General features: G+C 36.3%; 15 protein-coding genes. 7 read left to right on the forward strand and 8 right to left on the reverse strand.

Annotation, left to right across the window (positions count from 1 at the left end):
- The first annotated feature begins 218 nt into the window (after window positions 1-218).
- Both gcvP and BUA76_RS15565 read left to right on the forward strand, forming a co-directional pair.
- Window positions 219-3,077 carry an aminomethyl-transferring glycine dehydrogenase gene (gcvP, locus tag BUA76_RS15560; RefSeq protein WP_072885715.1) on the forward strand — a complete coding sequence of 953 codons (2,859 nt, stop codon included), beginning with the start codon at window positions 219-221 and terminating at the stop codon, window positions 3,075-3,077.
- A 345-nt stretch (window positions 3,078-3,422) separates the two neighbouring features.
- Window positions 3,423-6,422, forward strand: a complete 3,000-nt coding sequence (locus BUA76_RS15565; protein ID WP_072885716.1) for a LamG-like jellyroll fold domain-containing protein — start codon at window positions 3,423-3,425, stop codon at window positions 6,420-6,422.
- 520 nt (window positions 6,423-6,942) lie between these two features.
- On the opposite strand, the gene BUA76_RS15570 is transcribed toward BUA76_RS15565, so the two are convergent.
- From BUA76_RS15570 to BUA76_RS15595, 6 genes are all read right to left on the reverse strand, one after another.
- On the reverse strand, window positions 6,943-7,665 hold the full coding sequence (locus tag BUA76_RS15570) for an AAA family ATPase (RefSeq protein WP_072885717.1): 723 nt from the start codon (window positions 7,663-7,665) through the stop codon (window positions 6,943-6,945).
- Window positions 7,666-8,475: 810 nt separating this feature from the next.
- Window positions 8,476-9,252 (reverse strand): DNA-formamidopyrimidine glycosylase family protein, encoded by a 777-nt coding sequence (locus BUA76_RS15575; RefSeq protein ID WP_228408496.1) that lies wholly within the window; start codon window positions 9,250-9,252, stop codon window positions 8,476-8,478.
- A 355-nt stretch (window positions 9,253-9,607) separates the two neighbouring features.
- A complete protein-coding gene (locus BUA76_RS15580; protein ID WP_072885718.1) occupies window positions 9,608-9,916 on the reverse strand; it encodes a hypothetical protein in 309 nt (102 codons plus the stop codon).
- A complete protein-coding gene (locus BUA76_RS15585) occupies window positions 9,916-13,887 on the reverse strand; it encodes an Eco57I restriction-modification methylase domain-containing protein (RefSeq protein WP_072885719.1) in 3,972 nt (1,323 codons plus the stop codon). The genes BUA76_RS15580 and BUA76_RS15585 overlap by 1 nt, the downstream gene beginning before the upstream one ends.
- 3 nt (window positions 13,888-13,890) lie before the next feature.
- Window positions 13,891-14,871 carry a restriction endonuclease subunit M gene (locus BUA76_RS15590; RefSeq protein WP_072885720.1) on the reverse strand — a complete coding sequence of 327 codons (981 nt, stop codon included), beginning with the start codon at window positions 14,869-14,871 and terminating at the stop codon, window positions 13,891-13,893.
- Window positions 14,862-15,071, reverse strand: coding sequence for a helix-turn-helix domain-containing protein (locus BUA76_RS15595; protein ID WP_072885721.1), 210 nt, complete (start codon window positions 15,069-15,071; stop codon window positions 14,862-14,864). The genes BUA76_RS15590 and BUA76_RS15595 overlap by 10 nt, the downstream gene beginning before the upstream one ends.
- 229 nt (window positions 15,072-15,300) lie before the next feature.
- Between BUA76_RS15595 and BUA76_RS15600 the strand changes: the two genes are divergently transcribed.
- From BUA76_RS15600 to BUA76_RS15610, 3 genes are all read left to right on the forward strand, one after another.
- Window positions 15,301-16,656 (forward strand): deoxyguanosinetriphosphate triphosphohydrolase, encoded by a 1,356-nt coding sequence (locus BUA76_RS15600; RefSeq protein ID WP_072885722.1) that lies wholly within the window; start codon window positions 15,301-15,303, stop codon window positions 16,654-16,656.
- Between the two features lie 150 nt (window positions 16,657-16,806).
- Window positions 16,807-17,760, forward strand: coding sequence for an SPFH domain-containing protein (locus BUA76_RS15605; protein WP_072885723.1), 954 nt, complete (start codon window positions 16,807-16,809; stop codon window positions 17,758-17,760).
- Window positions 17,761-17,962: 202 nt separating this feature from the next.
- The gene (locus BUA76_RS15610) at window positions 17,963-19,984 is read left to right on the forward strand and encodes a DUF3857 domain-containing protein (RefSeq protein WP_072885724.1); all 2,022 of its coding nucleotides are present in this window, start codon (window positions 17,963-17,965) and stop codon (window positions 19,982-19,984) included.
- 66 nt (window positions 19,985-20,050) lie between these two features.
- Here the strand turns inward: BUA76_RS15610 and BUA76_RS15615 are convergent, their stop codons facing one another.
- Entirely contained in the window at window positions 20,051-20,392 is a 342-nt protein-coding gene (locus BUA76_RS15615) for an Mpo1-like protein (protein WP_072885725.1), read from the reverse strand.
- A 110-nt stretch (window positions 20,393-20,502) separates the two neighbouring features.
- Window positions 20,503-22,179, reverse strand: a complete 1,677-nt coding sequence (locus tag BUA76_RS15620; RefSeq protein WP_072885726.1) for an APC family permease — start codon at window positions 22,177-22,179, stop codon at window positions 20,503-20,505.
- 251 nt (window positions 22,180-22,430) lie between these two features.
- Here BUA76_RS15620 and BUA76_RS15625 point away from each other — a divergent pair, with 251 nt between their 5' ends.
- Both BUA76_RS15625 and BUA76_RS15630 read left to right on the forward strand, forming a co-directional pair.
- The gene (locus tag BUA76_RS15625) at window positions 22,431-25,391 is read left to right on the forward strand and encodes a tetratricopeptide repeat protein (RefSeq protein ID WP_072885727.1); all 2,961 of its coding nucleotides are present in this window, start codon (window positions 22,431-22,433) and stop codon (window positions 25,389-25,391) included.
- A gap of 5 nt (window positions 25,392-25,396) precedes the next feature.
- Entirely contained in the window at window positions 25,397-25,888 is a 492-nt protein-coding gene (locus tag BUA76_RS15630; RefSeq protein WP_072885728.1) for a hypothetical protein, read from the forward strand.
- Window positions 25,889-25,908: the final 20 nt, after the last annotated feature.

Below are 25,908 nucleotides of genomic sequence, written 5' to 3' on the forward strand. Positions count from 1 at the left end.
TGATTTTTACAGGATCATAAAAGTATTAAGCTTAAAATAATTTATGTAAAATTAAGTATTTGTTTTATTTTTATTTCAAAATGATAATAAAAATGCATTAATATTGAATAAGATAGTATACTTTTTCTGATTTCCGTACGTTCTTAATTTACTTGTGCAATTTTCTAAAAAATCGTAATTTTACGAATCTTTTTTACAACAAAATCTAATAAATAAAAATGAATACAGAACAGTTTGTGAGCCGCCACATTTCCGTAAATGAAGCCGATAAACAGGCAATGCTGGAAAAAATTGGCGTTTCAAGTGTTGAAGAGCTCATCTCTCAAACCATTCCTTCTTCTATCCGCTTAGAGAAAGATCTTGACATTTCAGAACCGCTTTCAGAATATGAAATGCTGAATCATTCCAAAGAGCTGGCATCGAAAAATACGGATTACACCAGCTATATCGGTTTTGGATATCATAATACGCTGCTGCCTTCGGCTATTCAGAGAAATATCTTTGAAAACCCGAGCTGGTATACAGCGTACACTCCTTATCAGGCGGAAATAGCACAGGGAAGGCTGGAGGCTCTTCTTAATTTCCAGACTGTTGTATGTGATCTTACAGGATTTGCCCTTGCGAATGCCTCATTATTGGATGAATCTACCGCAGCAGCGGAAGCTATGCACATGTTCTTCAACAACAGAACAAAAGATCAGAAAAAAAGCGGAGCCAATAAATTCTTCGTTTCAGATCTTGTATTGCCGCAGACGGTATCCGTTTTAAAAACAAAAGCGGAAGGGCTTGAAATTGAAATCGTGGAAGGAGATCATGCTTCTCATGATTTCGACGGCTCTTATTTCGGGGTGTTATTGCAATACCCTGGAAAAAACGGAATCGTTTTAGATTACACACAAAATATCGCTGAATATAAAAAATCTGATCTTCAGGTAGTCGTTGCCTGTGATCCGATGGCTTTGGTTAAATTAAAATCTCCTGCATCCATGGGAGCTGACTGCGCTGTTGGAACCACACAGAGATTCGGTATCCCGTTGGGTTACGGAGGACCTCACGCAGCATTTTTCTCTTGTAAGGAAGATTATAAAAGAGACATTCCGGGAAGAATCATTGGTGTTTCTCAGGATGCGTACGGAAAACGTGCCCTAAGAATGGCACTGCAGACCAGAGAGCAGCACATCAAAAGAGAAAGAGCTACTTCAAACATCTGTACTGCTCAGGTTCTTTTGGCAGTAATGGCTGGAATGTACGCTGTTTACCACGGTCCGAAAGGATTAAATTATATCGCTGATCAGATTCATTTTAAAGCAAATGCGCTGAAAAACGGACTTAAAGCGTTAGGATATGATATCGTTGAAGAACCGATTTTCGATACGGTAAAAATCAACCTTAATGAAGATGAGAAAGGAAGATTGATGAGAATGATGCTTGATCATAAACTCAACCTGAATTATTTTACGGAAGGGGTGGTAAGCATTGCCATCAACGAAAGTACAACATTGGATAAGCTGAATTATCTGATGGCCTCTTTTGCTCAGTTTAAAGACAAACAAAGCTTTAAATTAGAAATAAAAGAAGGATACAGCATTCCGGAAGAGAATTTAAGAAAAGACGAAATTCTTACGGAAGAAGTATTCAACAAATACCATACGGAAACAGAACTGATGCGTTATATCAAGCGTCTGGAAAGAAAAGATTTATCATTGACACACTCCATGATTTCTTTAGGTTCTTGTACGATGAAACTCAACGCAGCAACGCAGATGCTGCCGCTTTCATGGGAAAACTGGGGGGCTATTCACCCATTTGTACCGGTGAATCAGGCTGCAGGGTATCAGGAAATGATCCGTGAACTGGAAAAAGATTTAGCTGAAATCACAGGGTTTGCAGGAACTTCTTTACAGCCAAACTCCGGAGCTCAGGGAGAGTATGCAGGATTAATGGTAATCAGAGAGTATCATATTTCAAGAGGAGAAGGCCACAGAAATGTAGTATTGATTCCGCAATCAGCACACGGTACAAACCCGGCTTCTGCAGCAATGGCAGGAATGAAGATTGTTGTCGTAAAAAACCTTGAAAACGGGGAAATTGATTTTGAAGATCTTAAAGCTAAAGCAGAACAGCATTCTGAAAATCTTTCTTGCGTGATGATCACGTATCCGTCAACCTATGGATTCTTCGATGCCAACATTAAAGAAATTACTTCTTTGATTCATGAGCATGGCGGACAGGTTTATATGGATGGAGCCAATATGAACGCCCAGGTAGGATATACAAGTCCGGGGAACATCGGGGCAGACGTTTGTCACCTGAATTTACATAAAACTTTTGCGATTCCTCACGGTGGTGGTGGTCCTGGTGTTGGTCCGATCTGTGTGGCTAAACATTTAGTGCCTTTCTTACCTTCCAATGCAAACATTAAAATCGGTTCTAAAGAATCGATCGAAGGTATTTCCGCAGCACCTTACGGTTCCGGATTGATTCTGAATATTTCTTACGCTTACATCAAAATGTTAGGAACTTCAGGATTGAAAAAAGCAACGGAACATGCTATTTTAAATGCTAATTATTTAAAAGAAATCTTAGCCGAGCATTTCCCGATCTTATATTCCAACGAAAACGGAAGAGTAGCCCACGAATGTATCGTAGATTTCAGACAGTTTAAATCGTTAGGAATTGAAGTGGCAGATGTTGCGAAAAGATTAATGGACTATGGGTTCCACGCGCCGACCGTTTCTTTCCCGGTGGCAGGAACATTAATGATTGAACCTACGGAATCTGAAAGCAAAGCTGAAATCGACCGTTTTGCTGAAGCTCTGATTGCGATCAAGCATGAAATTGATGAGATTGCAAACGGTGATGCAGATCCGGCAAACAATGTATTGAAAAATGCACCTCACACGGAGCAACTGGTGATCTCTGATTCTTGGGATAAACCATACAGCAGAGAAAAAGCAGCGTATCCGCTGGAGTGGGTGAGAGATCACAAATTCTTCGCTTCCGTATCAAGAGTAGACGAAGCATATGGAGACAGAAATTTAGTATGTACATGTGAGCCGATTGAAGCTTATATGTAATGAATACTTTTTAAATATAAAATCCCTTTCAGCGATGAGAGGGATTTTTTTGTGTCATTGCGAGGAGTGAAACAACGAAGCAATCTTTTTCAATCAAAAAGGAAAATATCTAAATTTTTAACATTCAATTTAAAGTTCATAAAAAGTAAAAATTTAATTTTTATTAAAGTAATCATTTTTCTACTAATTTATTTTTATAGTTTTCAGGATATTGATCCGATTTTAACTTAGTGTAAAACCAATGATTTAATCCGCAATCATTTGATATTTAGATAGTAGGCAGGATGCAACAGGATGCCCGTGTTTACGTTTGTGTTTAGATTAGTTAACATAAAATTAATCAATATGATAAAATCATTACTATCTAAACGCACTGTTGCGGCTTTGCTGTTTTGTGGGTTAAGTTATTCTACATTTGATGTAAAAGCTCAGACATTAGCCTTTCCGGAAGCTGCCGGTTTTGGAAGATATACAACCGGAGCGAGAGGTGCTGCCAATCCTCAGATTTATTTGGTTACCAACTTAAATGACAGCGGTCCGGGTTCATTCCGTGATGCGGTGAGCCAGCCGGGAAGATTTGTCATCTTTAAAGTGGGTGGGATTGTGAATTTACAGTCCGTGGTTGCTGTAGCAGCAAATACAACGATTGCAGGACAGACTGCTCCCGGTGAAGGAATTGTCTTTTTAGGACCGAGAGTTTCCTTTACAGGAGCCAATAATACGATTGCAAGATATTTGAGAATCCGTTACGGAGGTACCTCACAAAATCAGGATGCTTCAGGAATTGCCAACGGAGCCAATATCATTCTGGATCACATGACGTTTACCTGGGGGACAGACGAAGTTTTCTCAGTGAACTGGGATAATAACGGTACAGCACCTGATAATATAACGATTCAAAATTCTATTATAGGACAGGGAATGCACCGCCACAATCACTCTGCGGGCGGACTCATGCAGCCTCCACCGGGAGGTAAAATAAGTCTGATCGGAAATTTATATATCTGCAACAAAACACGAAATAATAAAATAAAAGGCATCAATGAATTTGTAAATAATGTCGTTTACAACTGGGGAAACTATGGAAATATATATGGACATACACAATCTGGAGAAGCTTACATTATGGGCGGAGATTCTGCGGGAAGCTCTTTTGCGAATATCATCAACAATTATTTTATTGGAGGGCCTAATACAAGCAGTACGGTTTCTACGCCATTCAGTGTAGGAAATGCCAACTTCAACCTGTACGGCTCCGGAAATTTTTTCGATAATAATAAGAACGGAATACTGGATGGTGCTTTGGTTCCTCAGGATCTAACAGGCTATCCGGTCGGAGATCCTAACGCGATATTAACTGCTCCTTACGACTATCCTATGAAAAACCCGGTATTGACTGCTCAGGAAGCATATGACAATATTGTCTCAAGAGTAGGGGCATCATATCCAAGGCGTGACCAGGTGGATAATTTAATGATCTCAGACTTGCAGTCGAAAGGAACAACTGCAACCTATGTTTACGTACAAACAGATTTAGCCAATCAATTCGGCTTTACCAATGGAGGGGCAGGACATGTGTATGGTGCGCCGGCTCCTTTGGATACGGATAACGACGGTATGCCGGATGCATGGGAAGATGCCCATGGAACTGATAAAAATGTTTTCGATGCCTTACAGGTAAGTGCGACCAATGCTCCATACTTGAATATTGAAGTATATATTAATGGGTTACCCAATACACCGGCTCAGGATTTTATTATTCCGCCAACCCATCTGAATTTCACCAATTCAGTTACAACCGGAAATCCTGCTGTAAGTTCTTTAACGGTTAACTGGAATGATAATGCCACGAACGAAACAGGTTATGTTCTGGAACGTTCAGACAACGGAACGAATTTCACTGTTATTGCAACATTAGGGGCAAATACAACAGCCTATAACGAAGCGGGTTTAACACCCAATACTCAGTATTATTACAGGGTAAAGGCAATCAATGCTTCAGAGTCTTCTGTGTATGCTTCAACTGCTTCAGTAACGACACCACCAATTCCTTCACCGCCCACAAAAGCAATCAATCCTGTTCCTGCAAATGGAAACAACAGCGCAGAATTAACCAGCGGAAACCTGCTTTTAAAATGGAATGGAAGCGCAAATACAACAACATATTCCGTTTACTTCGGAACGGATCCGGGAAATCTGAATAATATCGGAACGGTCTCTTACAGCGCTTCACCTTCTTATCAGTTAAGCAACCTTAATCCTGCAACGGATTATTATTGGAGAATAGATGCTACGAATACTTTGGGTACTGCGACAGGTGATGTTTGGTCATTTCGTGCATTAGCACAGACATTGGTTGGAAGCTGGCCTTTTTCGGAGACTCCTTCTTCAGGTTCACAAATGACAGATGTAACTTCTTTTGCCAATCATGGAGTTTTAAATGCGTCTTATGATAATGCTGCTGTAAGGGTTCCCGGAAAAGAAAATTATGCTCTTGATCTGGCTACTTCGCCGAACAATATCTACATCGCAAGCATTCCTCATCAGGATCAGATTTTATTTAATGCTAATTCTTTTACCGTTTCTTATTGGATGAAAGCACCCGTGAGCATGATACCTTCATCTTCCTCAACAAGTTTGTATGTACTTTGTAAAGGCTCAATAACGGCTAATACTTCAACAGGAGCCACCGGTAAGCGTTTTAATGTGGAAATTAAAGGTGGACAGCTCCGTTTTGCGATCGATGATAATGTGACAAAAAAAGAAATTACTTCACCTATTGCCAATTATTTTACCAATAACTGGGTGCATGTTGTGATCCAGCGTGACATTATCACTCATAAAATAAGAATTTACACCAACGGCGTTTTAAGTTCCGAAGGAGATGAGACGGCTGTTACAGGAATTGGTGAATCCAGTGATTTTGTAATCGGGAATATCGGCGAGCTGGAGTTTCAGGCAACTGCCAATGCTTCTGCTCCTTATAAGGGTGCCTTTGATGAGCTTAAAATGTACAACTATGCATTATCCGCTACGGAAGTGTATTCACTATATAACCAGGCTGTATTGAGTAATGATGAATTCAGCATTAGTAAGAATGTAGGAACAGTATACCCGAATCCTGTGAAAGACCAACTGTCCATCAAACTTCCTGAGTATAAGAAATCAAGCCTTACTGCTACCGTTATTGATACGACGGGCAAAATCATCTTTAAAGAAAAGATTAATGCCAATGGAAACGGCGTATTTAATTTGAATATGGCAGGCAGAAAGGTTGCAGGAAATTATATTCTGAATGTTTCCGGCGAGAACTTAAATAGCAATTTTAAAATTGTTGTTCAGTAAAAAAGATCATACTTAGTTCATTCATATTATATTAGAAGAAGTCCCTTTCAGTGATGAAAGGGCTTTTTTTGTGAATTGATTTGTAGTTTGTCACTTCCAGAGCTTTAAAAAAGCATATCGAGAAATTATAGTTTAGGATTGTATATTCAACAGTTCTCGATACATTTTTCTCCGCTTTGCTCCGAAAAACACTCGAACTGACGTGGCGTAACTTAAAGCTCTTTTATGATAAGCGGGACGTCACTTTGAGTAGATTTTGAAAAATCATATCGAAAAGTTACTGCTACAAATCTTTTCATTCGGTGGTTCTCGATAGATTTTTCTCCGCTTTGTTCCGAAGAACACTCGAACTGACGTGGCGTAACTTAAAGCACTTTTATGATAAGCGGGACGTCACTTTGAGTAGATTTTGAAAAAATCATATCGAAAAGTTACTGCCACAAATCCTTTCATTCGGTGGTTCTCGATACATTTTTCTCCGCTTTGCTCCGAAAAACACTCGAACTGACATGGCGTTAATTTATTGAAGTTGATTTATATTCTTAGCTTCAAGTTTTTTAATAAGGTTTCCTTTCACTACCGTAAAAGCATAATCTTTCGCTTCAGCAAAAGAGATATTGTACTTTCGATCGATATTTTTTAAATCATCCGGAAATTTAGATAACAGCTGATTATAAAATGAATCAAGGAATTCTTCTGAAGGCATTTGATAATTAATTTTGAGCTGAAAGCGACGAAGTAAAGCCGTATCAATAATTTCGGGATGGTTTGTCGCGCAAATCAGCAATGCGTTTTCCGGATAATAGTCGATCAGTTGGATCAATGTGTTCACCAGTCTTCTCATTTCGCCCACGTCTTTGTCGTCACTGCCTCTTGCTTTTCCGATCTGGTCCAGCTCATCAAGAAAAAGTACCGATCTTTCCCGGGTTGCCTTGTCAAAAATCATTTTAATATTTTGTGAAGTTTCTCCAATTCTTGAAGAAACAATATTGCTTAAATTAAGAATGATAATACTTTTACCCAATTCATGGGCTACTGCTTTAGCAGTCATGGTTTTTCCGCAGCCTGAGCTTCCCTGAAGGAGTATTTTATTGTTTACCGGCAATCCGTATTCCTGAAGTTCCAGTGCATAGGCATTCTCTTTAATAAGTTGTGTGATCAGCTCTTTATGATGTGCATCAAGGAAAACATCGTTAAGGGCTATTTCTTCTTTATCCTGAATAATAAGATTATAGAGATTCATGGGGGGAATTTAAGGCCAAAGATAATGTTATTCAACAAAAAAGCCGAACAAATACATGTTCGACTTTATCGGCTATTATAAAAATTAAAAATTGTCCTTAGTGTAAATTGTCTTATGTTTTGGTTGCCCTTTTACTCCTCTGAGTAAAAGAGCAGTCAACCTTTACAGATTGAAAACATAAACAATATAATTCATTTGTGAATTCTTAGGCTCTTGGCCACAGAATTTAAATTAGTTTCTTTCTTCTCTCTTAACTGTTGCGAAATAAGAAGAAAAAACGACTAAACATGTTGCGATTCCGATGTAAGCGATCATTTTATTGTATTTTTAATTATTTGATTAATTATTGCTGATTTGATATTGCAATATTACGACAATAAAATGAACCCTCCAAGTAAAAATTATGATGTATATCAGGGTTTTATGTGTGTTAAATTAACTTTTGGGCTAAAATATGTTTACAAATATTTAATATAAATCTAAAAAATGATTTGCGAATTTGTTAATTTTAATGTAAAATTTTATTAATATTTTAATAGATGGTATTTTAGCTTCAATACTTAATAATCAAAATGCTGCGCATAGGATTAAAGAAAACCTGACTTATATCACCTAAATTTGATTAAATTGCTTCACATATTAATAAAAATTAATATTTATTCTACCGCAAGTGAATTGTATAAGCGAATGATTTGATGTAAATGACTTTGAAAGTCTGTAAGTTATAATGAATGCAGAAGTATTTAGATAAAGAATTTAGAAAAAAAGATGAAAATAAAAAAGATTGAAGTTATATTTAATAGTTTTAAATTATTGATACAATTCCTGGTCTGTTTCACAGTAAAAACTTCTTCTTTTCCCTAATCCTGTCTGCTTTTTTATCAGCTTTTGTCCGCATTTTGGGCAGATCTTTTTGGTGTGGGCGAGCCAGTGTTTCTTGAGCGTAAAATCTCTTTTCCATTCAAGGAAATCAAAGCTGTAATTTCGTGCTTCTTTAATCAGTTCTTTTATTTTTTTTGGCGGAATTTTTCCTAACAGGCTTTCCGGCTGTACCCCGATTCTGAAGAGCACTTCATTTTTAATGATATTTCCGACTCCCGAAAATATATCCTGATCCATCAGAGCATCGCAAACCATCATATCAGGATGTGATTTTAATTTCTTCTCAGCGTTCTTCGGACTCCAGATATCACTCATAACATCAGCTTTCCAGTCGATACCCGCTAAGAATTCAGAATCTACCATTTTTACATGACAGGTATAAAAATACATGCCGCCGTCTGAAAAGAGTAATGCTAATCTGAGCTGGCGGTCAGGTTTCGTCTGTTCATCCACACTGTGAGAGCCGAACATCAACAGGTGAATTCTCACCGCTACGTTATCAAATACAAGATACGTTTGCTTTCCGAAGGTTTTTATTTCCTTTAGTGTTTTTCCAACCAGGATTTCTTTATCGATCTTGGCACTTCCGGAAGCTTCAAGAACTTTTTTGCCTTCAAATTTCTGAATGCTTTCTTTCATTAAAAGTATGGAAGGACCTTCGGGCATGATCTTATTTTGTATTCGAGATAACAATAATTCTGCCATAACGGTTTGCCGCTTTGCGAAGGCGGGAATTTAGCGCAAAACCTCATTAGATGCCAAAACTTGAATTTAGCACTTCAATGTCATAGAAACACAAAACCCCTGCTTTGCAAAACGGCATTTATCGCTTCGGTGTTCTTTTCGTCCGTTCGTTTTTCAGTTGTTTTGGTTGTGTGGCTGTGAAGTGTTGGCTTGTTTGTCAGATTAATTGTCATTTTCCTCATTATTCAATTTATACTTTGCATACAATTGTTCGTCAATTTCTTGTGTCGATTTATTCCAGTCTATGTCAGATTCTGAAGTAAAGTTTTTAACGGAAACAAATCGAAATTTTTTTGAAGTTGCATCTTGGCTTGTTTTATTTTATTGGAATTGAACCCTTCATTGTGTGGTACTTTTCTGTTTGATGCCATTTGCCGTTTTCGTCTTGGTAGATGATGCCTGCGTTTTCTAAAACTTCTCTTGCAATTGTTGTTGCATCTTCAAAATGTTCAAGATTATCCTGCCAGTTTTTCAATGCAACATCATTTGGATCAGTCATAATAAAATCATTTTTATTCCAGTCACAAATAGTATCACCATTTTCAACCCATATATCAACCCAAGCATTGATTTTTCCATCTTGAATTAAAACCGCATCTTTTTCGTATTTAATTGCTTTCATCATTAATCCATTGGTTTTATCATTTTTTCAATAAAAGCAATTTCTTCATTCGTCAATTTATAAATCTCATATAATTGCTGTTCAATTTCCGAAATTGACTTTGACCAATCTATTTTTGAATTGTGTGAAAAATCCTGAATAGGAACAAATTTCCAAACGTCCTTATTATTATCTTGAGTTACTTTTAGTACCCCAAGCATTGACCTTACAAATTTTGTTTTAATATATTTCAAACAAGACTCAGCCTCTTGAATTGTGTCAAATGCCCCAATACTTATAAACGATTGAGTATATCCAGTACCAACTTTACCAATTACAGGTTCGCCAATTAAAGGAGTAGGTATAACTTCACCTAATGCACCAGACCCATTACTTTTAGGAAGTAAAACTTTGAATTTATTGGTATTCTTATGGTTTTCAATGTATTTTGAAGGAATAAAACGGTAAGTCCTGTTGTTTTTTATTAAACCAAAAATACAAACATCATTCTTATTAGTAGGTTTTTCAGTAAAAATAGATAGTTGGTCAAAAATTGAAGTTGTTAATCGTTTCTCTCTTCCATTACTACCAATTATGTTTTTAAAGCTAGGATAATCTTTGTAAAGAGTTTCTAACTCAAATTTATTCTGAGTATATATTTCACTTTCGATTGATTTAAAGTTAGGCTCATTAGTTACTTTTTGCAAAAGTGTGTTAAGCTCCTCAAACTTTGAAAAAACACCAATTTTGGCAAACTTTTGTTTTTTATCTCTTAAAGTTATTGCAATACCTCCGGGTAATTGTACTTCTGGAAAAGCATCACTACTTTTATTAAAGTATGACTTGACTTTTAAATGTTGATCATCCAACATTTTTTTGTTCCACTGATTAGGTGTTTTTCCAGCATTAAATAGAAATCTACCAGGGGTTACAAGGACGACCTTTTCACTCAATTGATAAGCCAAATCCATAAATAAATGATAGATAGGATTATCACTTGTTCCTTCTCTTCTATCTTGATAAGGTGGATTGCCAACAATTACATTGAACTTCATAAGCTTGTTGTTTATTTTTATTTTTTCTCCTTGAACAAAAGTATTTTCTTTGATTAGTTCTAAGGATGTATAATTTTCTTCAATGAGATTAACATCTAATTCCAATAGGCTGTAAACTTTCCGAGTAAATTCATAAGTAAGTTTAGAAGTTGGTATTGAATAAAATTTGCTTGCAATATTTTTTCCGAATTTCCTATAAACAGCATAAACAAATTCTCCTTGTTTAGAAGCAATATCTAATAGTTTAGTGGAATCAGAGATAGAATTTTCAGGCAAATAATTTATCATTATTTCTGTTATGCTTTCAGGAGTAACTACTTCCCATTCTGAAAGACGACCGAATTTTTTCATTGCATTACTTGCTCTTTCTATGGGAGAAATTGAGTTATCGTTAGCTAATGAATTAATGTTGTGAATTTTATAATCTAGTTCGCTTAATATAAATGGATTGATGTGTTTTTGAAACAAGTCAAGTATGGTGATTTCAAGGCTCAAATTTGAAGCAATACGCAAATTATCAGCATTCCCTTTGATGTGGTTAATGGTTTCTTGTAAAGATTTAACTCTTGAATCTGTCAAAAATACAAAGAATAAAATCCTTGCATAATACATAACAAATTGACCTTTGTAATCATTTACTACTTCATCATCTTTTGATTTGGATTTTGCATTTTCTTCATTTTCGTCCGCAACATTATCGGAAGTATCATCTATATCAATTTCGTCTCCCTCGCCTTTTGCTGGCGGAATTTCTAATCCTTGACGAGAACCAATTTTATTTTGTCTTTCAATTTCAGCTTTGATTGCTTCAATATCCAACAAAGAATAATCAATTGAAATAGTAGTCGCCTCATCAAATACGCTTCTAATACTTGAATATTTGCGAACTGCATCCAAAATATCAGCAGGTTGTATTTGTACAATTTTATTGTTGTTTAAAGCTACAATGGGAGATATTTCAAGTTCTTTTCGGATTCGCTCTTCTAGTTTGCTATTTCCATTTGATTCCGTATTTACATTGTAAATCTGTGATTTATGTTCCTGCATTTGGAACATTCTGTTTGGGTTAAAATCAACTAATAAAGTTTGCGGTTTCATATTGAACTTAACCACATCACCGTTAGGCTCTTTGAAATCCTTGATGTATTGATTTTGTAAACGAAAAATTGCCTGGTCATATTCTTGTGGTGAAGCAGTATCTTTTAGGTAAAGCATAGTATCCCATTCAGGAACAGTACTACCTGTAAGCATTCTGTTTACAGTCAAAGTGATTGTTTTTATATTCTCACTTTCACATTTTTTAATTTTGGATTGAACTGATTGTGTGTCTTTGAAGCTTTTTTCATTCTCAACGCCAGAAATATTTATGATTTCGTAATTACTAAGATGTTTAAACTTGTTGTTTTTGATTAGTTCTTCCAATGCGTCACAAGATGCTCTGTAAGGCAAAACACAAACAAGGTGACGGCACATTTTGCCATCTTTCAGTTTGTCGTAGTCTAAGAAACTCAATAAATTTTCATCTGTTTCTGAACCGTCAATGACTTTTAGCAAGTCAAGTATTTCCTTTTCGTGAATAAACTTTTGATGAAGATTTGTTTTGGTGTCTTTGGTTATGGATTGTGGTCTGAAAAGTTCTGAAAAAGCATAGGTTACACCTTTCTTTTTCAGTTCTTCCATTTTTTTTCGGGAAGATTCATTGGGATTAAATGCAAAACGAATCATTTGAGGAAAGCCATAATATGGATTATCCCATTCTTTGATTTCATCTTTATTTAAGTTTTCTAAATCCCATTGTTCTTGATCTTCTGCAATGTTTGTGAATTGATAGAACGCAATAATATCATCACTTGTGAACTCACTATTCATCAAAATACGATAAGGAGTTCCAGAAAGATGAATACGAATTTTGGCATTTAATTCTTTTTCAATTTTTCCAAAATCTTCAAGTGCAAAATCATTTTGTTTTTCTTCACTCTTGATTTGAGAAGCACTTAATTTTTCATCTTTATTTCTAGTTTCATTTAAAACCTTCCCATATTCTGCCGCTCTTGCTCCAAAATGTGTTTCATCAATAAGCAATAAGTCAATTTGATTTTTAAATACTTCTTTGTGTTTGGTTTTGATTTCATCACCTTGTAAGTCTTGCAAGGTTAGAAACAAAACGATTTTTTCATTTGCATTCTTTTTTTCGGTAATTACAGTGTCACTTGATAAGAGAGCATTATTATCTAAAAAACAATAGCCGTCAAATTTAATATGACTTTCAACAGTTCTTTTCCATTCTTCTTTTACATCAGCCTTGGCCGAAACCACAACAATCAAATTAGCTCCCATTTCAACTGCACAACACATTGAGGTAAATGATTTACCAAAACGCATTACTGCATACATCAGCAAGTTGGTTCTGCCTTTATTTATAGCTTCCCTGAACCGTTTTACTGTTTCTTCTTGATTGGGTCGTAGTGGATAATTTTCACTTCTAATATAAGTGTGTGTAATTGGAATATGGCTCTCGTCAAAGCGATAATATTGATATTTTGTTTCGTTGTTTTGATGTCCACTTTTTATATCTTTTATGGCTTCTTGCAGGTCTTCCTCTGTTGCGTTTTCAAAAAACTCATTGGAATAATATGGGATTCCTTTTAAAGCGTTGGGCTTTAATCGGCTTCTTTTTAACTCGTTTTCAAGAAAAAAATGAACTGCATAATCTCTATAAAAAGTTTCGTCATCAACTTTTGCAACATCTCCAAATTTCTTTTCAAGATTAGGGAAGTATTTGCGCCATTCATTCAATCGCATTTCGATTGGTCGGTAGGTATCGCCAACTTTTAGATAATTCGGTATTGTTTCGGTTGTAAAAGCATAGATTTGGGGTTCTACTCTTCCAATGATTAGTTCATCAAGTATATCTACATTTATATTGTTTGTATCTGGCATAGTTTACTTTTCTAAAAGGGATATAAATTTTATCGGTTTTTCTATATCCCAATCCATAATGTTGCAATAAATGCCATTGTGTGATTTTATATTTTGAGTTTCACAACCTTTGCATTTCCTTATTTCTGTTCTAGTTTCAAAAAAATCTGGAATTTCTATTGTTTTATCTTTACAACTGTTCGGAATCACACCTTTTAGACCGTCCATTTGCCAAATATTCCAAGAAATAATTTCTGCAATATTTTGTATGTAATTAAGTGGTGGTTCAGTTTCAAATTTTTGATTAAAGTTTTCAATGAATGTTATCAGCAATGCTTCACGAGCCAAGAGCAAACTATCTCCTTGCCATTCAAAGCCGTAAGTGCTTTTATATGCGGTTTCAACCGCTTCAAACCATTCATTAATTGAGTCCAAATTCTCATTAACAACTCTTAACTTTCTGTCTAAAATTCCAATTCTGTTTTCAATTTGAATAATCTCTCCTGTTGTCGTGTCGTATCTGCTAACAAGATACGGTGCTTCTCCGCAAGAAATTTCTAGTCGTGTATCACGAACATAATCAAGCCAAGTTTTACTTACTGGAAATACGATTTTTTCTTTAGTTGTTTTCCAAGATTTAGTTCCGTTCTTCAATAAGATTTCTTTATTGAAAACACCATCTTTGCCAAACCAAGAATTGTCAACCAAATTATTTTGTGCGTTACATATCCAAGAAGGCGTAAAAACTTCTGCCATTTCTTTGGAACGAGATAATTGCAAAATTTTGTCTTTGTGAACTCTTGGCATTATTACATTGCCTTTTTCTCCTGTGATTAATTCTGGAAATATTTCACAATTGAATCTGTATGAATCTCCAAAGTGTTCGTAATTGTCTGTCGCCCAAAAAATATTTTTTTGAGTGGTTTGGTCTCGCAGTAGTATGCCAAGAACGTCAGGATACTTCTCAATTAACTCATTTTCTAATATGTCGATAACTACTTGCACTTGTATACTTCTTCGTTAGTTTTTAAAAGTTCTTTTACATCAATATTTAGAATGTTTGCTATTTCATAAAGTACTTCAAGTCTTGGTTGTTGTCGATTTTGCACATAACCGTTTACCATATTGTAGCTTTTGCCAAGCTGTTCGGCTAACCAAGTTTGCTTTATTCCTTTTTCTTCAAGTACTTCTTTAATTCTGTTCATTGTTGTCTAAAGATGTCAAGTCACAAATTTAATTTTTATTTTTTAATATCTCGTTTTTCAATATAAAAAATGTTTGAATAATTATCTATGTTTTTGTCTGTGCGTTGTGGGTCTGCGTTTTTTACACCGAGCGATAATATGGCTCTATTAAACACCGTACATAAGCAGCTGATAAAAAATGATGATGATGTATCGAAAAAAAATAAATTTGAACTAATTTTGGCACATGATGAACTTAAACCAGATTTTCACGAATCAGCGTACAGGCAACAATCCGAACACAAAAGCTTCAAGAACGGATTTCCAGAGAGACTTTGACCGAATTATATTTTCATCGGCATTCAGAAGGCTTCAGAATAAGACTCAGGTTTTTCCTTTGCCGGGAAGTGTTTTTGTGCACAACCGTCTTACTCATTCACTGGAAGTTTCTTCTGTGGGAAGAAGTCTGGGAAGCGTAATGGGGGAGTTTATTAACGATCAGTACAAGAATGATCTTACGGAAGATGCCAAAAATTTCTATCTCCATAATTTAGGAAATGTCATTGCTGCGGCGTGTCTTTGCCATGATGTGGGAAATCCGGCGTTTGGACATTCCGGGGAAGATGCTATTGCAAGCTATTTCGAAAGAAATGAAACTGATCTTAAGCCAAAATTCAGCGAAAAAGAATGGGCCGATCTGATGAATTTCGAGGGAAATGCGAATGCTATCAGAGTTTTGGCACAGCAGCAGCAGGGAAAAGATGCCGGAGGAATTCAGCTTACCTTTTCAACGCTGGCAAGCATCGCTAAGTATCCTTGTGAAGCTATTGCCAAAAAGAAAGGATTTATTCATCGTAAAAAATTTGGTTTTTTTCAAAATGAGAAAGATATTTTTCTTGAAATTGCTAAAGAAACCAACCTGATCTCAGAAAGTGAAGAGCCTTGTATTTTCAAAAGACACCCATTTGTGTGGCTGGTGGAGGCCGCTGATGATATCTGCTATAACATTATTGATATGGAAGATGCGCACCGCCTCGGAATTGTTTCCACTGCCGATTGCAAAAACCTGTTTTTCGAGCTGGTAAAATCAGAAACGGACGATGTAAAGCGTATAGAAAGCAAGCTGAACTCTATTTCTAATGAAAATGAACAGATTTCATACCTTCGTGCGAAAGTTATTAACGCGCTGATCAACCAATCGCTCGAAATGTATAAACAAAACTTTGATACAATTCTGAAAGGAAATCTAGATACAGCACTCCTGGATCTTTATAAAACCGAAAATAAAACATTACAGGATATTGAAAGTTTTTCTATAGAAAAAATATACAATCATAAAGCAGTGGTAGAAATTGAAAATGCCGGATATAATGTAATGTATGAACTTTTGGACCATTTTATTCCATCGATTTTGAAGCAGGAATACGAAAGGAAATCTTATGACAAAAAAGCATTAAAGCTTCTCCCGCAACAATTTGTCTATCAAAACGGAACTGATTATCAAAAGGTTTTGGGAGTAATTGATTTTGTCTCCGGAATGACGGATAATTTTGCCACGGATCTTTACCGTAAAATAAAAGGAATTGATATTGGAATGACGATGTAATTGAACAGTATTGCTAAAAAGCTATTTTATCTTTTAAAATTAAACAAGTATATAAATTAAACCGAATGCATCTAAAGTATTCGGTTTTCTTTTTAAAACAAAAACCCTATCTTTATAAGAAATACAATTTGAAATTAAAAAATTAAAACTATGAGTCTTTTTTTAGTACCTATTATTTTTATCGGGTTAATTATTTTATTTGCTTCATTTTTTGTGGTTAAGCAGGAGACAGCAGCAATTATCGAACGGTTTGGAAAGTTCCAGGCTGTAAGACATTCCGGACTTCATCTCAAATTACCGATCATCGATCAGATTGCCAAAAGACTGAATCTGAGAATCCAGCAGCTGGATGTGATGATTGATACCAAAACACTGGATAATGTTTTTATTAAAATGAAAATTTCGGTTCAGTATCAGGTGATCAGAACACAGGTGGGAGATGCGTATTACCGTCTTGAGAATCCGGAAAACCAGATTACGTCTTATGTTTTTGATGTGGTAAGAGCGGAAGTTCCCAAGCTGAAGCTGGATGATGTTTTTGTAAAAAAGGATGATATTGCGATTGCCGTGAAAGGAGAACTGCAGGAAGCCATGCAAAGCTATGGTTACGATATTATTAAAGCGTTGGTGACAGATATTGATCCTGATGAGCAGGTAAAACATGCTATGAACAGGATCAACGCGGCAGAAAGAGAAAAAACCGCTGCAGAATACGAATCTGAAGCCCAGAGAATCAGAATTGTTGCCGTAGCAAGAGCGGAGGCAGAATCCAAAAAACTTCAGGGGCAGGGAATTGCAGACCAGAGAAGGGAAATTGCCAAAGGTCTTGAAGAATCGGTACGAATGCTGAATAATGTGGAAATCAATTCTCACGAAGCATCTGCATTAATAGTGGTTACTCAGCATTATGACACCTTACATTCGGTAGGGTCAAGTAACAGAAGTAACCTTGTGCTCTTGCCCAATTCGCCAACCGCAGCCAGCAACATGCTGAACGATCTTGTCGTAGCCATGACTGCTGCCAATACGGTAGGAGAGGTTACCAAAGGAAATTATCCGAAACCACCAAAGGATCATAACCACAATACGAATACCGATCTCTAACATATAAACCTCAGTTTTGCTGAGGTTTTTTTATTTTTAAAATCTGCCTGATGAGACTGTGCTGAATTTTCAAGGCAGAAAAGTCAATTTCATACTTTATTTTTAATTTATCTTAACATTTACCGGTATTGTTTTTAAGATTTTAAATAGCTAATTTAACCTTTTATTTTTTATACCACCAATACACAATAGTAAACATTATATGGATAATCAGATCGAAATTGAAAATTACAGAATACAAAAATCAGAAGAATGGGCGGGAAATATTGATGATCAGGAACTGATAAACAGAATACAGGATTCCGATTTTGCCAGACAGCAAAACAATGACGGAAAAGATTTTTGTTATTTCTTGGATAAAAAGTACCACACCAGCAACACACAAAACAGCGAATATGTTTGCATGGCATATACTTTAAATGAACCTGCCAATCTTGAAAGGGCTTCTGTTTCAGATATTGTTGTTGAAGAAAATGAGGTCTACCATATTCATCGCATCAGTGTTTTAAGAGATGGTGTTTTAATCGATAAAATCCCGGATACGAAAATTAAGGTATTGGACAGCGAGAATCACAGCAGCGGCGGAATTCTGAGCAGCAACAAGAAAATTAATATTACCATTAAAGATCTCAGGCTCTACGATATTCTTATTCTTGAAGATTCAAGAGTGAAACCTTTTACCGAACGCGATTTTCTGAGAAAAGAATTTTCAAAATATGTATGGGTAAGTCCGGATAATTACTGGGCTTACGGCAGCTACAAATTTACATTCATTAATGAACGCAATGAAAAAATTGCTTTTAAGAAAACATTTTTCAGGGATGAAAGCGGCAATGTGCTGGAACCGGAAGTTCATTATCTTGATAAGGGTGAACAATTTGTTTTTGAAGAGACCAATTATATCAATCCGGTAGACGCCAACCGTGAAATATTTCCTTTTATAGATTTTGCAACGGATAAAAACTGGAAAGAGCTTTCCGATTATATTGCTCCAATTTACCAGGAAATCTTTAATACGGCTTCTTTAAAGGATTTTGCACCGAACCTTATTGAAAAACTGGAAAGTCTACCGGATCTGGATGAGAAGATCCAGTTTGCCATTGAATACGTTCAGAATAATATCTATTATATTTTCAATGCCGACGAAATGAACGGCCATAAGCCGCAGGAACCCGCTGTTACCTATGAAAACAAACAGGGCGACTGTAAAGCAAAGTCTGTACTTTTAAAAGTCATTCTTGATTATATCGGAGTGGAAGCCTCTATTGTTCTGGTGAATTTCCATACCGATTTTTACATGAAGTATTATCTTCCTTCTCTGTTGACTTTCAATCATGCTATTGTGAAAATCAGTTATAAAGGAGAAGACTATTTCGTAGATGCCACGACACGGGATGAATTCGGAACGCTTGAAAACCGTGGATTTATTTATTTCATGCATTACTTAGAGGTAAAACCTGATCAGGAATTACAGGAAAGAAAACCGTACCGATATCCATATTTCTGTGTGGATGAAAAAATAGATTTCCAGGTTCAGGATACAATAGGAAAATTAACGCTTACCACTACTTACAAAGGTAACCGGGCAAATGCAATGAGAAGGTACTTTAAAAATACCAACAGACGAGAAGTTATCGACAGCTGGAACAATTTCCTTTTTTACAGCCTGAATTATTCAGGTGACAGGAACGGTACGGATATCAGAAACATTTTTAAAGATGCCACCATTGATATTGTAAGTGATGATAAAAAACAGAACGAATTTAAAATTCAATACCAGGCCATTATAGAGAATCCTTATTATGTAGATCCTAAAAATAACCGTTTCCTGATGTATTTCGACCGAAATCTGGTGAAAGCCAGCGCACGGGATTATATGCACAAAGATCTTCCTTTCTGGCATAATTTCGATAGTGAGAAATATGAAATCAATCTGTATACGGATCAGAAGATCGATACAGAAGAAAAATATACGGTTCAGGAAAGCATGATCAATAATCCATATTTTGATTTTAAAAGCCGAAAAAAAGTGAGTAAACACGGAGCAACAGCATATATAGAATACAGTCCTCTTGTTAATTTGGAAATTCCGAAAGATGAATTTGAAAAATTCAGAACCGATCATCATACGGTGGCGGATAGCAATTTCGGGTTGGGAATCGATATTATTGAACCGGGTCTGATGAATATGCTGAAATTTAATTTTAAGAAAAAATTCAAATAAGATTAGGTAAAATTTCGGGCGGGTTTGCTTTGCAAACCCGCCCGAAATTTTTTATTCATTAAAAGTTTACATTTCTTCTGTCTTTTTAGGAGCAGGAATTCCCGTAAATTTCTGTTTACCGATCAGGAGTTCAAAAAAAAGTCTGAAATCTGAAATCAATGACCACAGCGGATAGCGGAATGTTGCAGGCTTATTCTTTTCAATCACGGCATGGCTGAACCATGCAAAGCCGTATCCGAAGATCGGAACGTACCACAAAAATCTTTCTTTTCCAGAACTGATGACGTATCCTATTACAAAAAATACCAATAATATACCTAAAAAATGGAAAATCCGTGTTCCCATTTTACTGTGCTCTGTGAGGTAAAACTGGTAAAATTCATTAAATGTTTTTATTCTTTCAGACATGGTATTTCTAGTTTGTATTATCAAAGCCTAAAGCAATAAGTTCGCCAAAATTCAATGAATATTAAAAAAAATAAGAGCCGGATTGTAAAGAATCCGGCTCCCATATTTTGTTATCTATCAAGCTTTCTGAGTTTGCTGTTTCTGTATCCGTAGCAGAAATAAATAATCAGTCCTATTGCAAACCATAAACCGAACCAAAACCAATTTTCATGGCTCATTCCGGTTAACAGATATAAGCAGGAGCTTAACCCGACTAATGGAATCAGCGAGAAGTTTTTGACAAAAGTAAAGATGCACAACACCAGATTGATTAGAATAAAGAAAAAGATCGAGGCTCTGAATTCTCCTTCTTTCGGATCGTTCCAATCCATCAATGTGTGGAAAAATTCCGGCTGCCAGAAATAGAAGCCCAGCAGGCTTCCGATAAAAATAAGTGGGAAAATGATTTTACCGTTAATATAGGGAAGGTGAAACCTGCCTTTTAATTTCTCTTTTGCAGGAAGCATCAGAACACCTGCACAAACCAGTACAAATGCGAAAATAGTTCCGATACTCGTAAAATCCAGAATGAAACTTTTATCCGTGAATAAAATAGGAATTCCTACCACAATTCCGGTAACTACCGTTGCATAAGAAGGGGTTTTATATTTAGGATGTACCGTCTGGAATTTCGGAGACATCAATCCGTCACGGCTCATCGCGTACCATATTCTCGGCTGTCCCATCTGGAAAACCAATAGAACGGTTGTGATGGCTACAATAGCAACGAATGATACCACAAGCTCCATCCAGGCGACATTAGCGTTGGATTTCTCAAAAATAAATGAAAGCGGATCTCCCACACCGTCGAATTTACGGTAATCTACCATGCCTGTTAAAACCAGGGTTAATGCAATATAAATAAAAGTACAGAGTACCAGGGAAATAATCATTCCTTTTGGTAATGTTCGCTGCGGATCTTTTGTTTCCTCGGAAAGCACGCTCAAGGCATCAAAACCGATGTAGGCAAAGAATACTCCCGAAACTGCGCTCATCACTCCTGCAAAACCGTTCGGCATAAAAGAAGATATCTGAGTCTCAGGATTCACCGGCGTCCAGTTATCCGTATTGATATAGGCAAAACCTACCAGAACCACTAAAATAATAACGGCCAGTTTAAGGATAACCAGGATGTTGTTGAAATTTTTGCTTTCTTTAACGCCGACATAACACAGCCACGTGATCAGTCCGTTAATGACCAATGCGGGAACGTCAACAATAAATTTTAAACTTCCCAATAAAGGAGCGTTTTTCCAGGCATTGATGAGTTCTTTATTTTCTGAGCCGTTCATGAAAGCTTTTTTGGCTTCCGTATAACTGCAGGTAAGGTAATCCGGAATATGCATTCCCAATCTTTCTAAAAAACTGGTGAAATAATCAGACCAGGAAAAGGCAACGTAGATATTTCCGAAAGAATATTCCATGATCAATGCCCAGCCGATGACCCAGGCAATAAGTTCACCAAAACTTGCATAGGCATAAGTATAAGCTGATCCTGCCGTAGGAATTCTGCTGGCAAATTCAGCATAGCAAAGTGCTGTAAATCCGCAGGCAAAACCACAAATCAAATACAGTAAAATGACTCCGGGACCTCCTCTGAAAACTGCTTCCCCCAAACTGCTGAAACTTCCTGCACCAATAATCGCTGCAATACCAAAGAACACAATATCCCAAACACCCAAAACCCTGTGCAGGTTTGTGGATGTATCTGACTCTGAATAGATTTTCCTTCTAAAAAGCTGACTCATTCAATTCTAAATTTGATTTGAAAAAAGCAAATGTAATTATTTATCTGAAATAATTTGGATTTTCTTAAGCTTTCTTCCCTAAAAGTTAAGAAGTCTTAAAAATTTATCCACTTATTAACAATGTGTTAAAACACTTGTATATACAATATCTTTTCAATATTTTCGTTGATGGATTGTGGATAATTTTTCCGCAGAATTTTAAATATAGTAAAGCTGATTATCAGTCTTAAACATTTTAAAATTTAAAATTAATGAAATCAAAAAAAATACTCTTAGCGGCTGCGGTGTTCTATTTCGGGATCTCCGACGCACAGCAGTCTCAGTACTTTACCCAAAAAGAAAACTACCGGTTCGGCCTTGCTGAAAATCTTTATCAGACCAAAATATACAACGCTTCTCAATACGAATATGCCCGACAATATTTCTACAATCAGAATTTGTCAAGGTCAAGACAGGAAGCGGCGCAGTTTTTTGATAATGTAATCGGTGTCATTCTTCAGAAAAACCATGCGGAAGAAGGTTTAACGGCATTTATTAAAGAATATCCGAACTCGGCGTATTTTGCACAGGCTAATTTACCGCTGGCCGATTATTACCTTGCTAAAAAAGATTTCCCGAAAGCTTTGGAAACACTTAAAAAAGTAAACCAATATCAGCTTTCCAAAGAAGAAAATACACAGTATGTCCTGAAATTAGGATATGCGAAGTTCATGATGGGAGATTCCAAAGGAGCAACCGATGCTCTTGAAGAAGCCTACAAAACGGCAGACGAATCCCAGAAAGGGGACATTGCTTACATGCTCGGACATTTGTATTACTCCGACAGGCAAAATGACAAAGCCTTCCAATATTTTGATTCGGTAAAAGATCAGCCGAAATATTCTAAGCTTGTCCGTCCTTATTATGTACAAATGTATTATAATGATAAGGATTATAATAAAGCAATTTCAGAAGGAACCGCTTTGCTGAATGAAGATATTTCAGAATCTTATAAAGCGGAAGTGCATAAAATCATCGGTGAAAGTTATTTCATGCAAGGGGATTACACTTCGGCTTATCCTCACCTTAAGGATTATCTGAGCGTTCAGCAGAACCCTTCGGAAAACGACCTTTACGAAATGGGATTTGTGGCGGCACAGCTTAAAAAATATGATGAAGCGGTTTCGTATTATAATCAATTGTTAAACAGCAATTCAGCGCTGGCTCAGAATGCTTATTATCAACTTGGAAATGCGTATCTCGCGGTAGATAAAAAACAAGAGGCGCTTTCTGCTTTCCGTTCTTCCTACCAGATGAACTATGATCCGAAAGTGAAAAAGCTGGCTCATGAACAGTATGCGAAATTAAGTTATGATATCGGGAATCCTTTTGAAAGCGCTTCCACGGTAATTCAGAATTATATTACGGAAAACCCGGATACCAACGGTTCAGAGATGAGATCGCTTTTGGTGAAATCATATCTGTATTCCGGAAACTACAAAGAAACGCTTAACGCTATCGACAGGCTTCAGAATTCATCCCCTGAAATTGATAAAATCGACCAGGAAGTTTCTTATTTATTGGGAACGGAAGAGTTTAACAAAGGAAATTATGACGAAGCGGAACAGTATTTCCTCAGAAGTTTAGGATTTAATATCAATAAAGAATTTAATAATAGAGCATTGTACTGGCTCGGACAGGTGTATTACCAGAAAGGAAATTATCCTTCTGCTATTGTTCGTTATGAAAAGCTCTTAAATGAAAATTTCCCTGAAAAGCAGCAGCTTCCTTACGATTTGGGATATGCTTATTTTAAATCTAAAAAGTTTGATCAGGCAGAACAGTATTTTACCCAATATTTGAAAAATCCGAAGCCGGAATTCAAAAATGATGCGGAGCTTCGTCTAGCAGACATCAATTACGCCAACAATAATCTGAATGAAGCCATTGCCATTTATGAGAAAAATGAAGATGCCACAGATTATACGCTGTATCAAAAGGCGATGGCATTAGGATTTAAAGGCGATACGCAGGCAAAGATTTCCAATCTGAAAAACCTGTTATCCAAATATCCGGATTCTGAATATTATGATGATGCCCAATATGAAATCGGTACGGCTTATGCCGCTCAGGATGATTTTGCCAACTCGAATGATTTCTTTGCTAAAGTCATCAGAAATTCATCAGACAAAGACCTTGTTGCCAATGCTTCAATCTACAGAGCTCAGAATTATATCGATCTAAACCAGAGTGATAAAGCTTTAGCTGAATTAAGATCTCTCGGCGAGCAGTACAGAAATACGGCTTACGCTGAAAAAATTGTGCAGGCTGCCAAACCGATCTTCACCAAAAACGGAGATGTGGCAGGATATGAAAGCTTTGCAAGAAATATTGGCGTCAATGTAGATGCCTCTGAAATCGACGAAATCAACCTTTCCACAGCGAAACAATACTTTGCTAAAAAAGACTACAAGAATGCAATTTCTTATTATGAGAAATATTTGACCCAGAACCCTACGGGAGAAGGTCTTTATCAGGCTAAATATGAGCTTGGGGAAAGCTATTACCAGACAAAAAATACAACAAAAGCACTCTTGGTTTTACAGGAAATTGCCAATGTTCAGAATGATTACCAGGATGATGCACAGACCCGCCTTGCACAGATTTATATTGCACAGGGCGATACGGCAGAAGCCAGAAAATACCTTGAAAACATCAGGAACTCTTCAAACGTGAATGTTAAAAACTACGCAAATGTAGAACTGATGAAATTGTATGCGGAAGAAAAGAATTTTTCTGGAGCCGAAAAACTGGCGGATGCGGTAATTGCCAATAATAAAAACTCAGCAGCCGTTATTGAAACCGCTAAAGTAATCAAAGCAAGAAGCCTCATGAATTCCGGAAAAGACAAGGATGCGCAGGCAGCTTATGCTTCTCTGGAAAAGTCTTCCAACACGGAAGTTGCAGCAGAATCACTTTACGCAAAAGCATTTTATCAAAATAAAGCGAAAGCTTTCAAATCTTCCAACGAAACCATTTTCAGGCTGGCTAATAATTATTCTTCCGAAGAATATTGGGGCGCAAAAGCGCTTGTGCTGATGGCGAAAAACTATGTAGGCTTAAAAGATAATTACCAGGCAAGTTATACCTGTGATCAGATTATCGAAAACTATAAAGATTTCCCGGAAATCGTAGCGGAAGCAAAAGAAGTGAAAAAGCAGATTAAAAAATAGCTTTCATGACAATTAAGGTTATAATATATTTTTTTCTTTTTTCTATTTCATTGTCTAGCTGTTTTCCTTCTTACAATGCTAATAACAAAGAATACAGAAGGATAAAACCGGATTTTCAAAAGCAGAAAGCTTTTGTCATCAATAAAGAACTGGAACGTGAATTTACTATTTTAAAACAATCTGATATTTATGAGATTGTAGACGATAGTACGGATGTCGCAAAAATAAAATTGTATGAATTAGTTCCGGATGAAAGGTTTCAGTGTGGCAATTTAATGGCAGGAAGTATGCTGACTTTAGGATTGTTGCCTTCGGTTTATCGTACTAAAGATACTTTCAGCTATGATGTTTCTGATAATGATACAATTAAAAATTATCAATTTAAATTAGAAGTTAATCAGAGTTTATGGCTATTTAATATATTCAGACTGGGTAAAACTTATAATAAACAAGCAGGGAAAGCATTATTGGGGAGTTATATGGCTTCCAGTAAATGATCTCTAATTATATTTTTTCA

This window comes from Chryseobacterium takakiae, from assembly GCF_900129385.1.
GTDB lineage: Bacteria > Bacteroidota > Bacteroidia > Flavobacteriales > Weeksellaceae > Chryseobacterium > Chryseobacterium takakiae.

Bases quoted from the DNA above. Each gene is read 5' to 3' on its own strand.
- gcvP (WP_072885715.1), top strand. From the start codon at position 219: ATGAATACAGAACAGTTTGTGAGCCGCCACATTTCCGTAAATGAAGCC.
- BUA76_RS15600 (WP_072885722.1), top strand. From the start codon at position 15,301: ATGAACTTAAACCAGATTTTCACGAATCAGCGTACAGGCAACAATCCG.
- BUA76_RS15585 (WP_072885719.1), bottom strand. From the start codon at position 13,887: ATGCCAGATACAAACAATATAAATGTAGATATACTTGATGAACTAATC.
- BUA76_RS15630 (WP_072885728.1), top strand. From the start codon at position 25,397: ATGACAATTAAGGTTATAATATATTTTTTTCTTTTTTCTATTTCATTG.
- BUA76_RS15615 (WP_072885725.1), bottom strand. From the start codon at position 20,392: ATGTCTGAAAGAATAAAAACATTTAATGAATTTTACCAGTTTTACCTC.
- BUA76_RS15605 (WP_072885723.1), top strand. From the start codon at position 16,807: ATGAGTCTTTTTTTAGTACCTATTATTTTTATCGGGTTAATTATTTTA.
- BUA76_RS15620 (WP_072885726.1), bottom strand. From the start codon at position 22,179: ATGAGTCAGCTTTTTAGAAGGAAAATCTATTCAGAGTCAGATACATCC.
- BUA76_RS15610 (WP_072885724.1), top strand. From the start codon at position 17,963: ATGGATAATCAGATCGAAATTGAAAATTACAGAATACAAAAATCAGAA.
- BUA76_RS15570 (WP_072885717.1), bottom strand. From the start codon at position 7,665: ATGAATCTCTATAATCTTATTATTCAGGATAAAGAAGAAATAGCCCTT.
- BUA76_RS15595 (WP_072885721.1), bottom strand. From the start codon at position 15,071: ATGAACAGAATTAAAGAAGTACTTGAAGAAAAAGGAATAAAGCAAACT.
- BUA76_RS15580 (WP_072885718.1), bottom strand. From the start codon at position 9,916: ATGATGAAAGCAATTAAATACGAAAAAGATGCGGTTTTAATTCAAGAT.
- BUA76_RS15575 (WP_228408496.1), bottom strand. From the start codon at position 9,252: ATGGCAGAATTATTGTTATCTCGAATACAAAATAAGATCATGCCCGAA.
- BUA76_RS15625 (WP_072885727.1), top strand. From the start codon at position 22,431: ATGAAATCAAAAAAAATACTCTTAGCGGCTGCGGTGTTCTATTTCGGG.
- BUA76_RS15565 (WP_072885716.1), top strand. From the start codon at position 3,423: ATGATAAAATCATTACTATCTAAACGCACTGTTGCGGCTTTGCTGTTT.